The 14,802-nt window shown below is 42.4% G+C and carries 16 protein-coding genes; 3 read left to right on the plus strand and 13 right to left on the minus strand.

The window, feature by feature from the left end; all coding sequences use genetic code 11:
• Positions 1-7: 7 nt before the first annotated feature.
• Positions 8-1,012 (plus strand): isocitrate dehydrogenase, encoded by a 1,005-nt coding sequence (locus AABA75_RS16030; RefSeq protein WP_338293708.1) that lies wholly within the window; start codon positions 8-10, stop codon positions 1,010-1,012.
• A gap of 177 nt (positions 1,013-1,189) precedes the next feature.
• Positions 1,190-1,501: a ComEA family DNA-binding protein gene (locus AABA75_RS16035; RefSeq protein ID WP_338293709.1), complete on the plus strand. Its 312-nt coding sequence runs from the start codon at positions 1,190-1,192 to the stop codon at positions 1,499-1,501.
• 87 nt (positions 1,502-1,588) lie between these two features.
• Here the strand turns inward: AABA75_RS16035 and galU are convergent, their stop codons facing one another.
• From galU to AABA75_RS16075, 8 genes are all read right to left on the minus strand, one after another.
• Entirely contained in the window at positions 1,589-2,479 is an 891-nt protein-coding gene (gene galU, locus AABA75_RS16040) for a UTP--glucose-1-phosphate uridylyltransferase GalU (RefSeq protein WP_338293711.1), read from the minus strand.
• 1 nt (position 2,480) lies between these two features.
• Entirely contained in the window at positions 2,481-3,824 is a 1,344-nt protein-coding gene (locus AABA75_RS16045; protein WP_338293713.1) for a UDP-glucose dehydrogenase family protein, read from the minus strand.
• A 15-nt stretch (positions 3,825-3,839) separates the two neighbouring features.
• Positions 3,840-4,898, minus strand: a complete 1,059-nt coding sequence (locus AABA75_RS16050; protein ID WP_338293714.1) for a nitroreductase family protein — start codon at positions 4,896-4,898, stop codon at positions 3,840-3,842.
• Positions 4,899-4,923: 25 nt separating this feature from the next.
• Positions 4,924-5,847, minus strand: a complete 924-nt coding sequence (locus tag AABA75_RS16055) for a glycosyltransferase family 2 protein (RefSeq protein ID WP_338293716.1) — start codon at positions 5,845-5,847, stop codon at positions 4,924-4,926.
• Positions 5,840-7,027, minus strand: coding sequence for a polysaccharide pyruvyl transferase family protein (locus AABA75_RS16060; RefSeq protein ID WP_338293717.1), 1,188 nt, complete (start codon positions 7,025-7,027; stop codon positions 5,840-5,842). Before AABA75_RS16060 ends, AABA75_RS16055 begins: the two co-directional genes overlap by 8 nt.
• A 95-nt stretch (positions 7,028-7,122) precedes the next feature.
• Entirely contained in the window at positions 7,123-7,596 is a 474-nt protein-coding gene (gene pssE, locus AABA75_RS16065; RefSeq protein ID WP_338293718.1) for a PssE/Cps14G family polysaccharide biosynthesis glycosyltransferase, read from the minus strand.
• On the minus strand, positions 7,593-8,090 hold the full coding sequence (gene pssD / locus AABA75_RS16070; RefSeq protein ID WP_338293720.1) for a PssD/Cps14F family polysaccharide biosynthesis glycosyltransferase: 498 nt from the start codon (positions 8,088-8,090) through the stop codon (positions 7,593-7,595). The genes pssE and pssD overlap by 4 nt, the downstream gene beginning before the upstream one ends.
• Positions 8,090-9,166, minus strand: coding sequence for a glycosyltransferase (locus AABA75_RS16075; RefSeq protein ID WP_338293721.1), 1,077 nt, complete (start codon positions 9,164-9,166; stop codon positions 8,090-8,092). Before AABA75_RS16075 ends, pssD begins: the two co-directional genes overlap by 1 nt.
• Before the next feature lie 165 nt (positions 9,167-9,331).
• Here AABA75_RS16075 and AABA75_RS16080 point away from each other — a divergent pair, with 165 nt between their 5' ends.
• A complete protein-coding gene (locus tag AABA75_RS16080) occupies positions 9,332-10,105 on the plus strand; it encodes a hypothetical protein (RefSeq protein WP_338293722.1) in 774 nt (257 codons plus the stop codon).
• Positions 10,106-10,144: 39 nt separating this feature from the next.
• Here the strand turns inward: AABA75_RS16080 and AABA75_RS16085 are convergent, their stop codons facing one another.
• Genes AABA75_RS16085 through AABA75_RS16105 form a run of 5 tightly spaced genes read right to left on the minus strand, consistent with a single transcriptional unit; the run spans position 10,145 to position 14,787 of the window.
• The gene (locus AABA75_RS16085; RefSeq protein ID WP_338293724.1) at positions 10,145-11,455 is read right to left on the minus strand and encodes a flippase; all 1,311 of its coding nucleotides are present in this window, start codon (positions 11,453-11,455) and stop codon (positions 10,145-10,147) included.
• Positions 11,456-11,479: 24 nt separating this feature from the next.
• On the minus strand, positions 11,480-12,763 hold the full coding sequence (locus tag AABA75_RS16090) for an O-antigen ligase family protein (RefSeq protein WP_338293725.1): 1,284 nt from the start codon (positions 12,761-12,763) through the stop codon (positions 11,480-11,482).
• Between the two features lie 18 nt (positions 12,764-12,781).
• Complete coding sequence (locus AABA75_RS16095; protein WP_338293727.1) at positions 12,782-13,699, minus strand: Wzz/FepE/Etk N-terminal domain-containing protein; 918 nt, start codon at positions 13,697-13,699, stop codon at positions 12,782-12,784.
• A 6-nt stretch (positions 13,700-13,705) separates the two neighbouring features.
• Complete coding sequence (locus AABA75_RS16100; RefSeq protein ID WP_338293729.1) at positions 13,706-14,068, minus strand: DUF2304 domain-containing protein; 363 nt, start codon at positions 14,066-14,068, stop codon at positions 13,706-13,708.
• 5 nt (positions 14,069-14,073) lie between these two features.
• Positions 14,074-14,787: a glycosyltransferase family 2 protein gene (locus AABA75_RS16105; protein WP_338293731.1), complete on the minus strand. Its 714-nt coding sequence runs from the start codon at positions 14,785-14,787 to the stop codon at positions 14,074-14,076.
• Positions 14,788-14,802 lie beyond the last annotated feature (15 nt).

Below are 14,802 nucleotides of genomic sequence, written 5' to 3' on the forward strand. Positions count from 1 at the left end.
AATTTAAATGACGCAACGAATTACTGTTATTCGCGGTGACGGTATTGGTCCGGACATCGTAGATGCCACAATTCAGGTTTTAGAAAAACTGGGCTGTGATTTTGCCTATGACTATGCTGATGCAGGTTTAATGGCTTTGGAAAACCACGGTGAATTATTACCGCAAGAAACCCTGGATTTGATCGCCAAAAACAAGGTTACCTTGAAAGGGCCATTAACCACCCCGGTAGGTGAAGGTTTTACTTCGATCAACGTAAGCTTGCGCAAGCAATTTAACTTATACGCCAATGTTCGCCCCGTGCGCTCTTTTAAAGGCACCAAGGCGCGCTACGAAGATATCGATATTATCACCATTCGCGAAAATACTGAGGGCATGTACTCAGGTCTTGGCCAAGTGGTTTCACCCGATGGCTCAGAAGCTGAAGCCATGAGTAAAATCACCCGCAAAGGCGCTGAGCAGATCGTGCGCTTTGCCTACGAATTGGCGCGACGCGAAGGTCGCAAGAAGGTAACTGCGGTTCACAAAGCCAATATTTTGAAATCTACTTCTGGTTTGTTCCTTAAAGTGGCAAGAGAAATTGGTGAACAATATCCTGATATTGAATCAGCCGAAATGATTGTTGATAACACCTGTATGCAACTGGTAATGAATCCACACCAATTTGACGTGATGGTAACCACTAACCTGTTTGGAGATATTCTGTCAGATTTATGTGCCGGTCTTGTGGGCGGTTTAGGTATGGCGCCAGGTGCTAATATTGGTCAGGACTGTGCAATTTTCGAAGCCGTGCACGGTTCTGCACCAGATATCGCCGGCAAGAACCTGGCAAACCCCACTTCTGTGATGCTGGCTGCAGCACAAATGCTGGATTACCTGGAAATGGGTGACAAAGCTGAGAAACTGCGCAATGCGCTCAGAGAAGTGATTGAGACGGGTGATCGTACTACTCGTGATTTAGGTGGCAGCCATGGCACCACTGAATTCACCCAAGCGGTATTGGACAGAGTCTAAGCGCCCCGCAAGTTTAAACGGCCGGCATTTTGTCGGCCGTTTTTGTTTTTATAGGCCTCTGCTTAAAAACTGTACTTTGGTACAGTTGTATGCAATCGCGATTCGAGTTGTAATTTTCTCCGAAGTGAAAGCAATTATGCCACTTCATCATGGAATCTAAATATTAAGGAGAAAATTATGAAAGACATGTTTAAACAAGCCAGTATCGCATTTTTACTCGCTGGCGCATTACTATCCCAACCTACCCTGGCAAATACCGAAGCTAATTCAGAAACGGCCGATACAGTGCAGACCATCAGTAGACTCAACCTCAATACGGCAACGGTTGAACAGCTCACAAACCTGCCGGGCATTGGTCCCAAAAAAGCACAAGCCATTGTTGAATATCGCAATCAGTACGGCGACTTTCTGATTGTTGAGGATATTCAGAATGTTAAAGGCATCGGCCAAAAAGCATTTGTGCGTCTTGAGTCGTTGATCAAAGTCTAATTATCAACTTCATTGAATGACTATTAATGGGATAGATATAAAAAACGCGCCTGATGGCGCGTTTTGATGGTTATCTTTGACGGCAAGTCAATTTAGAGAGGCAAGAAATGCCTTAAAGTCTTTGGCCAATTCCGGATGACGCAATGCATATTCAACATTGGCTTTCATGTACCCCAATTTACTGCCACAGTCATGACTCTTACCCTTCATAAAGTAAGCTTCTACGGTTTGCTTATCCATCAAAGCAGCAATGGCATCTGTTAATTGTATTTCATCACCAGCGCCCGGTGCGGTGCGCTCTAGCTGTTTCCAAATATCGGCAGTCAATACGTAACGACCAACAATGGCCAGATTAGAAGGCTCCTCTCCTTTAGGTGGCTTTTCTACCATCTGAGTGATTTCTGCGGTTTCGCCTTCGTGCAGCTCTACCCCATTGAGATCAACCACACCAAACTTATGCACAAGCTCTATGGGGACCGCCTCTACCATAATCTGGCTAGCGCCTGTTTTGTCAAAACGCTTTACCATATCAGCTAGATTGTCTTTCGTCAGATCACTCGTGCCATCATCAATAATTACATCAGGTAATACAACAGCAAAAGGGGCATCTCCCACTAAAGGTTTTGCACATAATATGGCATGTCCAAGACCTTTGGCATGCCCTTGACGCACGTGCATAATGGTTACGCCCGGTGGACAGATAGCCTGCACATCTTCCAATAACTGACGTTTAACGCGCTTTTCCAGCGTAGCTTCTAACTCAAAACTGGTATCAAAATGGTTTTCGATACTGTTTTTACTGGCATGGGTTACCAGGACAATATCTTTGATACCCGCTTTTACACATTCACTAACAACGTATTGGATAAGAGGCTTGTCGACAATCGGCAGCATTTCTTTGGGAATGGCTTTCGTGGCTGGCAACATTCTGGTGCCCAGACCGGCTACAGGTATTACTGCTTTGGTTACTTTCGTCATATCAATCGAACCTTTTAACTGATTTTCCTCTACCGATGGCATAATAATCGATACCGAGTTCAGTCATTGTTTCAGGGTCGTACAAGTTTCGCCCATCAAAAATGACTGGATGATTCAGACTTTGTTTAATCTGATTAAAGTCCGGAGCCTTAAACATCTTCCATTCTGTGCATATCATTAAGCCATCAGAGCCAGTGAGCGCTTCCATTGGATCGTCGAGCGTAAACAGGTTGTCTGGATTGCCCAACTTTGCACATAATGCTTCATTGGCAATCGGATCGAAAAGTCTGATTGTTGCTCCTTTTTCCAATAATGCACTCATAGCCACTAAACTTGGTGCTTCTCTGATATCGTCAGTGTTGGGTTTAAAGGTCCCTCCCCATACAGCAATCACCGTGCCAGCCAGGTTTGTCCCATAATGGCGGTAAACCATTTCTTCCAACTTTATCTTTTGAGCAGCGTTTACCGACTCAACGCTTTGTAAGATTTGCGGCGTATGGCCGTGATCCAGAGAAGTTTTAATTAAGGCGTTAACGTCTTTAGGAAAGCAAGAGCCACCGTAGCCGCAACCAGGGTAAATAAAATGATAACCAATGCGAGGATCAGAGCCAATGCCGTTGCGTACCATTTCAATATCCGCTCCAACTTGCTCAGCAATATTGGCCATTTCATTCATAAAACTGATCTTAGTAGCTAACATGCAGTTTGCAGCATATTTGGTCAACTCTGCACTACGACGATCCATTACAATGGTTCTTTTGTGATTTCGGTTAAATGGTGCATAAAGATTGTGCATAACCCCTAATGCTTTTGCACTATTTGAGCCCAATATGATTCGGTCAGGCTTAGAGCAATCTGCAATTGCTGCACCTTCTTTTAGGAATTCAGGATTTGATACCACATCAAAGTCAATGTCTGAACCTCGTATGTCAATCTGCTCTTTAATCACCGCTTCAACTTTGTCACCCGTTCCCACAGGAACCGTAGATTTGTTGACTACAACAGAGTAATTAGTAAGATTTTGTCCAATGGTCTCAGCGACTTTTAACACATACTGTAAATCAGCAGAGCCGTCTTGATCCATTGGTGTTCCTACAGCAATAAATATGACCTCGGCATTATCAACGGCAGTTTTTGCATCGGTAGTAAACAAAAGTCGTTTTCCACGATAATTGTTCTTCACCATCGGCTCAAGGCCTGGCTCAAATATAGGAATGTGCCCCTCTTTCAGTGCATCTACCTTAGACTGTTCAATATCCACACAGGTTACTGTATTACCCAAATCCGCCAGCACTGCAGCCTGAACCAGTCCCACATAGCCGATACCAAAAACCGTGACTCTCATTTAGAATCCTTAATTTTATACATCTACTTTTAAACTACTCACCGTTTTCTTACTGGAAAACGGTATCATACCGTCGCCGTCACCATAGCCTACGGCAATAAGCATGATAACTCGTTGATCACATTGTAGTTTAAGTTTATTAATAATTTGTTTCTCTCTAACTTCTACATCAGGCCAATTAATTGGGCAAGTGCTCAACCCCAATGTTTCAAACGCCAGCATTAATTGCATAGCGGCTAATGAGCCATCAATGTAGATCAAGTGACGATCTCGTTCAAATGGATAGGCAGATAAATCCCCCACAACGGCAATTAATACAGGTATATTTTCAGCGAAGCCGCCGGTTCCCCCTGCCATTTTTGCAATCTCAACAGCATCCTTTTGATCCTGAGCGACATAAAAACTAAATGGCTGGCGATTGCAAGCACTAGGTGCCAGAGACGCTAACTCAATGGCTTTATCTACTTTCTCTTGCTCAACATTATCTGGTTTAAACCAGCGTGTTGAACGTCTTTGCAAAAACAGGTTATGCAATTGCTCAGTGGAGATATCCGTTTTAGTCTTGTCGGAGTGGGAATAAGGAATATAGGCTTTTAACTCCAGTGACTCTATTCTTTGAAAAGTCTCTCGCGCCCTTTTAATTGGCGGAGTATCTTTCACTACGTTAAAATAGGCATTTAGCACGTCGTGAGCCCAACTGCGTTCTTCACCACAAAACTCACTACTGCTGCACATTCCCTCATAAGCACGAACAGTTTCTTCAATATAGTTGGCAGCAAAAGATGGCTTCCTGGGCTGCATAATCAGACCTTTTTCGAGGCGATGAACATTGCGCCGCAACAGGGCACTATTACCCATGTCATATGAGCGATGAGACTCGTGATAGCGGATCTTACCCTGTAAAACTGACTGGCATTCACGGCCAAATTCGGAAGAGAAAAGGCCATAATAAAGTCGGCTAAGCCAGCGTTGAGAACCAAAGAACCGATAAATCAACAGTTTTAGGGAAAGAATGTAAGATTTTATGGTGAAAATGTGATGAGGTGATAAGATTTTTCTAAGTAGCGCTTTCATAGCATGTAAATTCCAGGGACGACTCTCAGGCAAAACGTTTTTTCAGATTGATCAGGAGCCTAAAAATAAAAGTAAGGTTCATTTGAGCAAGCACTAATTTAAATCTGGACTTTTTATCTGGTTGACCACAATGGGCTAATTTGCGATAAGCTTGCAAAGCCGCCGCTGCATTACCGAGCATCATATTGTAATCCCCTAATGCAGAATACAATACTCTTTTACCCGATTGCGCAGCAGTTGTCTCGTCGTTCAGGTAGAACTTATCCAGAATTCTCTGTGCACCGGCAACCTTCTTCGCAAAATTGAAGGTTATACCTGTATCCGACAATTGATATTCAAGTAAAACCTCAGACAGGACATCGGCTTTACAAGCACCAGACATTCGCAACATGAGATCTAAATCTTGATAGCTTGCTAAGTCTGGATCAAAGCCCCCAACCCGCATAAAAAGAGATTTACGAACGATGATAGCAGAACAGGATACTCCAGCCGCTGCGGCGAGAAAGTGATTGTAGAAATTGCCATCTACATGATATTCAAAACAAGTAACCCTATCTCGGTACACCTGTTTAATGTTGTGGATTAACAATCCCAGTTCTGAGTCTTGTTGAAACGTCGCTATACAATGTTGTAATTTGTCTTTTCGCCAGACGTCATCATCGTCCAAAAAAGCCACTAGTTCAGCGCGACTTTCTTGTACACCTTGATTCCTCGCAATACAGGCGCCTGAGTTTTTAGCGAGGGCAACATATTTGATACGCGGGTCGTCAAATTGTTGCAGTAATTGAGCCGTCGCAGCCCGGTGCTCAGATGATGGATCATTGTCATCAACAATGATCATCTCCCAATCCTCACGTGACTGTTGCCTGACTGTATTTATCGACACCAGTAATTTATCGGGTCTGCCAAAGGTAGGAATAACAACTGATACAGAGGGTGAATTAGACAACAGAGAACGCCTCATCAAACAAGGTACCGAGTTTCAATCGCTGTGCACATGTGTTCAGCTTGTCTGACTCTGCCTGATAATGTTCTAGCAAGAACGCTAAAGCTTTATCAATTTGCTCAACAGCCATATTTTCCCGAACGTCAAAACAGTACTGCTGTTGTTCAAAATGTTGTGTTAGCTCTTGATATTTGACCGCCCAACCTAAGACAAGGCAGGGTTTTCTGCACTTGTAAGCATGCACGACAGCATGGTAACGAGAAGCAATCAGGAACTGCGATTGGTTGATGATCGCGGTTAACTCTAAGGCATTAAAATCGTTTCCGAGAGTGACTACTCTATCATCATCGGCAAACAGCGCTTTGAGTTGGGTAATGATGTCCAAATCTTCAAAAGAGTGGCGTAGAAGATAAACCGTTTTGCCTGCTGCAAGCAATTGCTCAATCAAACCTTGATAAAGTGCAGTCAGGGAGTTGCCTTTATTTTTTACATAAACTTTTTGGTTCGGCACAATACACACCGAGTTATTTGCCAACTCCGGTAGTTTATTCTGAGGAATATCGTTAAAAACAAGCTCGTTCTCAAGCTTTGACGTCTGTAACACGGTGTCTAAAGCGACTGAAACATTTTTCTCTATTCCCAGCAGTTTCAGGTGTTTTTGTCCATCAACCTCACGGGCGAAAATCTTATCAGGGTATTGCATTAATTTTTTGGTGTAACGGATCAATAAACCAGCAAACTTTCCCTGAAAAGCGAATGGCCCAAATGATTGAGGGAATAAAACTGTCTTAACACCCGACTTTTTGAAAAAGAATAAATTCGTCAAATAGTCCACAATCCGCGCCGTACCAAACTGCGAAGACAAGCAAAAGCCACTGACATCGATGGCCAAATCTGCCTGTTCAACAGTTTGCCACATGCGTTTTTCTTGTTCAGCGCTAAAGTATTTATTTTTAATAAATAATCCAGCTAAGGGAAACTTTCTTAGCTTCATGCGCAAATCCCAAGGGAGCACTGAGAAACGATAAGATTGGAGCTCCGTTGCAGAGCGTCTTGCGTCGGGGGCAGACAACAGTGCTATTTCTGCATCTGGATAGCGTTTACGAACTTCACTAACCACTGACAGCGTCATGGACTGTGCGCCCTTATTGAATAATTCTCCGCCTGAGATAATTACTTTCATGAATCTAAAGAGTTCCTGTCTTGTAGAGGGAAAAGCGCGCTATTTTAAAGCCAGCGCTTCAAATTGTCATGAAGTAAGTGCATTAATGACAAAGTTTATTGCAATGAGGGAAAACAGGCATTGAGGATATTGCTATTTAACTGCTCCTGAAAAAAGAATAGCTCTTTGTGATAGCTCGCTGGGGTAAATGACGGTAGTTGATTTATCGCTGTTTGCAGGGCATCGATCTGCAGCACCCCCAAGGCCAGTTCACTTTGTGCAACATAGCGAGCCAGTTCAATTTGGTGATTGTCTTTACGCTCAAGATTAGCTACAACAATTGCCGGTTTAGCCAATTCCAGTAGACTAAAAACCGTACCAGCACCAGCGTGGCTAATAACAGCATCCGCTGCCATGAGCTTCTGCGCAAAATCATCAGAAAACCGAAAATAGCTAAATTTTCGTGGCACATAGGTACCCTCTGCGATTTGACATTCCAGTTCCAGGCCTTCAGGAATATCGCAATTTTCCAATGCTTCAAACAACGAATTAAAGGGAGTTGTCCCAACCGTTACCAGAACTTTTTTCATAATCTGCCACAATATTTAGCTTTGGGGTACAAAGTCAAAAGTTCTTCATTTTGCACCCAAAATTCACTAGCCAATAGCGCCATAAATCTACCCGTGATAGACTTTGAATAAAAACGACAACAGGTCTCAACATGTAAAACCTTTATCCCTCTAAGTCTTGCGAATAAGGCAACAGGAATCGCCAAGCCAGGACCAGTTGTCAGTACGTATCGAACATCATTGGCCGAAAAAACATGTATAGTTTGCTTTAACAAACTGTTTAAACTTCGGAGCAAGCCAACGAGGTTGATACCACTTTGTTTATCCCGAACTTCATTCACATTGTAGCGAACCACCCGAGGATCAATATTTTTAGCTCCTGCTTCAGTAATAGCCACCAAAGCTAACCTCGCCACAAGACTCTCAGATACTGCAGCTAATAAGCGTCGCATTTCTTCTGCATGGCCGCCCTCACCATAGACTAACAATAACGCTGGCTTTTTGGACTTAACCATCAGTGCAGAATTTCCATTAAATGAGTGTTGCTGGTTTGTGCATCATATTGCAATGCTGTCTTTCTTGCACAATGACAGAGTTCCAGATACTCCTCTGCTGTCAACGAGCAGCTGTACATAATCCGGTTTACAAGAGAATCAACACTACCAGATGAAAAACCGATACCGTTTTGCTGATCCACCAAATAGTCAGCCATACCCGCGTTCATAGTTCCAATTACTGGTACGCCGCAAGCCATTGCCTCTAATCCAACCAAACCGAGACTTTCCTGCATTTCAGAAGGAAAAACAAGGTAATCAAATTTCGTATAAAACTCGGGTAATTGAGCTTGCGGCACCGCACCATGAAATATGACTTTATCTGCCAATTCGAGGGTTTTGGTCAACTTTTTGAAATCCTCACCACGGACCCCGGTACCAACAAAATGACAACAAAAGTCAACATCGAGCTTTTTTAACGCAGCGATCAGAGTCTCAATCCCCTTTCCTGAATCTAACCTACCAACATAGCCAAGGATCAGTCGGTTTTCGGCAGCAAATGAAGGCTGCTTGCTCTCTCGCGGCTTAAACTTTTTAGTATCAACACCACCAGACGGGTTTACTTCTATTATTTCACTTGGAATATCAAATTTTTCTATCAAAAGTTGACAAAAATACTTCGAGGGGACGATGATTTTGCCGGCCTTTTTTAGCGCTCTTCGTGAGATGCTCAGTTTTATATTCCTTACCCACTCTGGTTCATATTCTGCTGGTAAAACATCCCCTCCATGGACATGCGCCACGATTGACAAATTGCGAAACAGTGAAGCGATTAACACCGGAATTGAAGAATGAGCAACATAATGCAAATAAACAATCCGGCGGGTAAAAAGTAATCTGATGAAAGCCTGTATTATGTATTTCAAATAAAAAAATGCTTTAAGCACATAACTATCGTGTCTACCTGCTAACACAACTCTCTCTACATCCATACCCGAAGACTGTAATGCCATTTCTATGTTTTTAACAAAAACCCCTTGTGTTGGGGTCTTTGTTGTAGGGTACATGTTCGACAAAATAAGAAATTGTTTGGCCATAAAAGAAATCTAGCAACCATTCTAAAAGTTCAGAGGATAACTGTTTTTGCTATCTCCTGCTTGAGCATCTTTAAAACCGCGCTATTTAGCCTTTTTCCCTGCAAATTGTCAATTGAGACAATTTCACATAAAATCCCCTCCCCCAAGGAACAATGACAAAAAACCATGATTGAAACCTTAAAAAAATCACTGAAAAATCCGGCAAAAGCCAAACGAGTATTGAAGCATCGCCTGTTAAGCCAAATTCAGCGTAATACTAACTTTAAAAAGGTCATTGTTATCGGTAGAGCGCGGACGGGCTCCAACTTACTTTTATCCTTTATGAATTCGCACCCAGAGTTACATATGGAAGGCGAAATTTTTGCTTATCAAAAGAGTAAGCCGTCACAGACGATAATAGACCGAGTGTACAAATTTCAACCCGATGGCATAAAAGCAGCAGGTTTTAAAATATTTTATCATCACCCCATGGACGACAAAGATAGTGATATATGGGAACTTCTCCGAGCAGACAAATCAATCCACGTGATTCAACTTCGTCGGGAAAATATGTTGAGAATGCATATTTCCAGAAAAGTGGCTATGCAATCTGATGTCTGGACCGCCGCTTCTAAAAAAGAAGTGGATAAAGTCAGGAACAGAAAGGTGTCTTTTACCAAGGAAGAGTTGGAAGAGGGATTTAACAAAACGAAACGCTGGGAGGCTAATGCAATTGAGGACTTTTCTGAGCACCCTTTCATTGAGATTTGCTATGAAAGAATGATATCAGATCCTGAAAACGAGTTCGCTAAACTGACAAGTTTCCTTGCTGTCGAGCCAATGGCTCCCAAAACCAACCTCAGGAAACAAAATCCCGGGAAGCTGCAAGATCTAATAGAGAACTACGAATCGCTAAAAGCCGAGTTTGCTGATACAGAATGGCAAAAATTTTTCGACTAAAAATTGATATTTCAGTGATCTGCCCAAAGTAGACACCTGCTAGTTCCTTTTATTAAATCCAGCAGCTATAAAACGCACTGGATAGATTAAGCTTTTAGTCATAACGATGCCCATTGGCCTTGTAGTGGCTGAGACAAATAACGCAAAATAAGAGGCAACAGCATAAGAAAACACAGATGCCCACGCAGCGCCTACACCTCCATATTCAGGAATTAACAGGAAGTTTGCACCTATGTTACAAATAGCTCCGATGCCGTGAGTAACCAGTGAAAACTTTAGTATGCCCTCGGCGATCAACCATTTGCTTAAAAGAGTTCGCATGAAAATAAAAATGCCACCAAAAATATGAATATTGAGCATGTAGGCAGCAGCGCGGTATTCCTCTCCAAACAACAATACGATTAAAAACTCTGAGAATAATAAAGTAGGAACGATTATAGCCACTGCCATTGCCAGAAGTATGTCGTTAAGTGTTTGCAGACTGCGTTTATACTGCTCGAGGTTGTGGCTTTTTTTCTTCAATAATATCGGGAAATAAGACGCAGTAATTGCAATGGGAATAAAGAACCACACCTCAGATATTCTTGCTGCAACTGAGTAAATCCCTGCTTCGGCAGAAGAACTCAGGTGTTGCAACATTACGATATCTATCTTCAAATTAATAACTGTGGCAACACTAGACATGATCAGCCATTTTGATTGGCCAATCATTGAAAATAATCGGTCCTTTTCAACCACTAAAGGCTTTTCCACATCTTTATCGCGGAGATAAAAAATCAAATTGAATATAGCGACAAATAGAAAGTCTAAGCTGTACAGCAAGATCAGTACCTGAATGCCCATATCGTAATAGACCGCTAGCAGTTTCAAGCTCAATCCTATTAACAAGGCAAGCAATCGAGAAAAGACAGCGTGATTGTTTCGCATCTTTGCCTGAAACCAAAAATTAAATACAGTGAAGGCGCTGAATATCTGTCCGGCCGCCAAACACAGAAGCAAATATTTATTCGAAGGACTATCCCAAAACGCGATCCCCACCAGCACCAGTGCCCCTAAACCGGTACCAATGAAGCGTCCTGCCAGAGCAGTTCCCATGATTTGGTGTTGCTTATCTGGTTGGTTCACCAACTCTCGGGTAATGATTGCATTGAGTCCAAGCGCGGCAAGTGGAACAATAATGAGCACCAATGCAACTAAGTAACTATAATTTCCAAATGCATCAGTACCTAAGTATCTTGCCAATACAATACTCAGAAGCAGGCCACATGGAGCAGAGATAACTTTTTCAAATAATAACCAGTTAGTATTTTTGATTACTGCAATATTGGCAGGTGAGAGCTTTTTAAGCATTAATAACCCAAAACCTTATGTTCATTAATGTGTTGGCTCATTAACTTGAGCCCCTTTAGCTCCTTTGAGCAATCTATTATTTAGGGCAGCAGCAGTAAGTACCGCCCACAAAGGCGTAACCATTCCATTGTAAAGCACATGCCCGGCGATAGCAGAAATCATAATCAATACCACAAAAGCAATGATGGCTGAAGAAACCACACTATTTTTAGGTTGCGTCAATAATCGACCGAACAAGGCGATATAACCAAGGTAAACCAACAATGACAGTAAAATACCAAAATTAATTTGCATATCTGCCCAGTCAAACTCCACGCGCCATACTCCGGCGCGCTGCATAGCCTGCATATCCAGCCCCAACATTAGCTGCCAAAAATCAGCCCTTTCAAACAAAGGCCAAATTTCTATCAGCTTCACGTCCCGTCCGGAAAACAGCACCCGGGTCAGGCCGCCATTGTCATAGAAAAATAGCACTCGCTGAAATAGAGGTTGCTCCAGTAACTGCTCGCCAAATATCAATAAACCGAGCGCCGTCAGGAATAGCAAAAGCACCCCATAAGCGAGCGCCCGTGCATCGAGATGCAAGGCAATCACGATCAAAGCACAGAGTAAAACGCCAAGAAAACCACTTTTAGTACCTATGAGCAGTGCCACTGCAGAGAGAAAAAGAATCAAGAACAAAAATTGGATAATGGAACGCTTAAACGCCTTAGTTAAAAACCACGCAGAGCTAATTACAATGACACCGGATACTGCGTTTCCCGAGTAAAAAAAACCTTTAGCCCCAAAGTTCCCATAGGTGGATTGACCTATCCCCACCAATGCGAACACGACATTGAGTACCACAACACTCAAACTAAACAATAACATCAGATTCAGTTTGTTACTGGTGAAGTGTCGAAACGAACTCAATACAAGCACCATCACAAACAAGTATATAACTTTGATGGCTTCCTGAAACGCCAAAGTGAACCAAATATTGTCCACCAGGTAAAACCGGGCCATTGCCCAAATAAAGGTTATGGCAACACACAACAAGCACCAAAAGAAGCGTCTCGGTTCAAATTGAAAGGCAAACAAAAGCATCAGCAGGAACAAACCTTGCTTATAACCCGCAGAGAGAAAATTAGGCAAACCAAGGGTTTTTACAAACAATCCATTGACCGTATCTATAAACAGATAAACACCAAGGAGTATTAATAATACATTTTCGAACAGTTGCCGCCTTTGCAGTTCAATCTGTTGAAAACTGCCAAATGAATCCCCCATGGCGATTTTCGCAGCAAAAAAGGTGTTCAGATGTTTCATTTAGAAAACAGCTTCAGCTCAAACGCGACGCGGTGTAACCAAAAACACTAAAGTAAACCAGGCCATCACTAAAAACCCAGTTAAAAAACCAGCCGCGATGCAAATTAATGCGCGGCGCGGAGCATGTTTAAGCTCTGGTGTATACGGTGGATCGATAATAGTAAAAACAAAATCGGACCTCACCTCCGCTAGCATTAGCTGTTTGGTTTGCTCTTGGATCAACTGATAGAAAACCGATTTCATTTCAATGTCGCCAATCTGCTGTACTTTTGCCTCAAGGTATTCAATATTTTCTTTAGTAGATTGAATTTCCCTGCTGCGCATATCACTATTTAACTGATTGACCAAAAGTGACAACCACTCTTTTGACAACCTAGGAGAAAAAAACTCCACTGAAATCTTAATCAAACCTGTTGTCGCATCTTTTTCCACGGTAAGTAATTGCATGAACTTTTCATACACTTCCAAAGCGGTAGGTTCTGGAGGTCTGCCATTGCTCAATGTACGCGTCCAGGTGTTACTAATGGCATCGTATATATCTTCATCTAGTAACAGCTCACCCGAGTTGTCATCCCATCCAGTAGAAGCCATCAGCTGAGGTTTAATTTGATATTTTTCAACAAAATTGCTCAAAAACTGTCGGGATTTGATGATTTCCAATGCAACGGTGACTTGGTCGGTGGAATCACCACCAATGGAAATCCCGGCTAATGAGGCCAGGCCGCCAAGTTGTCCAGAAAGATTATTCAACCCCCCACCACTAGCTTCTTCTGTGGGGGATAATGTCGTTTCACTGAGGTAAGTATTGGGAATAGTTAACGTCCATATCGCTGTCACAAGCACTACTAGCAACGGAATTAAAAAAATAAAAAGCTTTTTATCAAAAAGGTATTTAAACAGGCTGTGCAAGCTGTAATCTAAATGATGGTGTTCCATTAACTGTTATTCCTTTAAATGCTGATTATTGTCATCAATCTTAGCCTCAAGGATTGCGACTTTTTGTATTAATCTCGTAACTGACATTTGTAACCTTGCTCTTTCGATGTCGGCTAACAATAACTTGATCAGTACAACTGCAAAACCGATTAAAAGTGGAATAATTGGTGGATACGAGATTCCAAGTTCAAAACCAATGATGTCGTTCAGACCGGGATTTAATCCATAAAGCAATATAGCTAAAGCAAGCAACAACCACTTTACTGCGTCTCTCTGGATTAGATAGTCTCTTCTCACCAACAACAAGATACAGCCTGCAATAACAGTCGCTAGAACTGCGGAAACAATTTGGGGATTACTAAATGGCATACAAATTACTTTAATCTTTTAATGAGTTTAGAACGGTTTTCCGGTGCTGCTTTCGCCAAGCTGATTATCACAGTCGACAACATATAAAAAGCAATTTTAAGCCAAGAAGAAAAAATCCGAGATTCGCCATCGACTCTCTCGTTTATTTCCACTTCGACTTCTTTGTATTTCAATCCAGCTGACTTCAGCATCAAAAGTACACCGACATCCTGATACTCCAGAAGACAAGCTTGCTCACTGGTAAGGATGGCCATTGCCGCGCGGTTGTAGGCTCTAAAACCAGACGTTAAATCAGCTATTTGTATTCCACCAATAGTGCGAAACAGGCGCCAAGCAATCTTCTTGAAGAGCGTGCCTCGCTCAACACAAGAACCCACAATAAAATCGACTTCAGGATTTAAAGCCATAGAATCTAACAGTTTGACTATCTGCGTTGCCAAGTGCTGACCATCGGCATCCATAGAAATTGCCAGATCAAATCCTGTATTATAGGCATGCAACAAGCCTGTCTGGGTAGCTCTCCAGGCGCCCCGGCTTTCAACGTGGTTTAACACGCAAACATCATAACCAGCAAGAATTTCTTGGGTATCATCATCACTGCAATCATTGACAACGATCACGAACGCATCTGGACATTGATGCTTTATGCTGTCAATGACAACACCAATCGTTTTTTGCTCATTTTTCGCAGGAATAACAATTGCTAGTGACTGCTTCACACACGCTCCCAAAAC

The sequence above is a fragment of the Planctobacterium marinum genome, assembly GCF_036322805.1.
In the GTDB taxonomy this organism is placed as follows: domain Bacteria; phylum Pseudomonadota; class Gammaproteobacteria; order Enterobacterales; family Alteromonadaceae; genus Planctobacterium; species Planctobacterium marinum_A.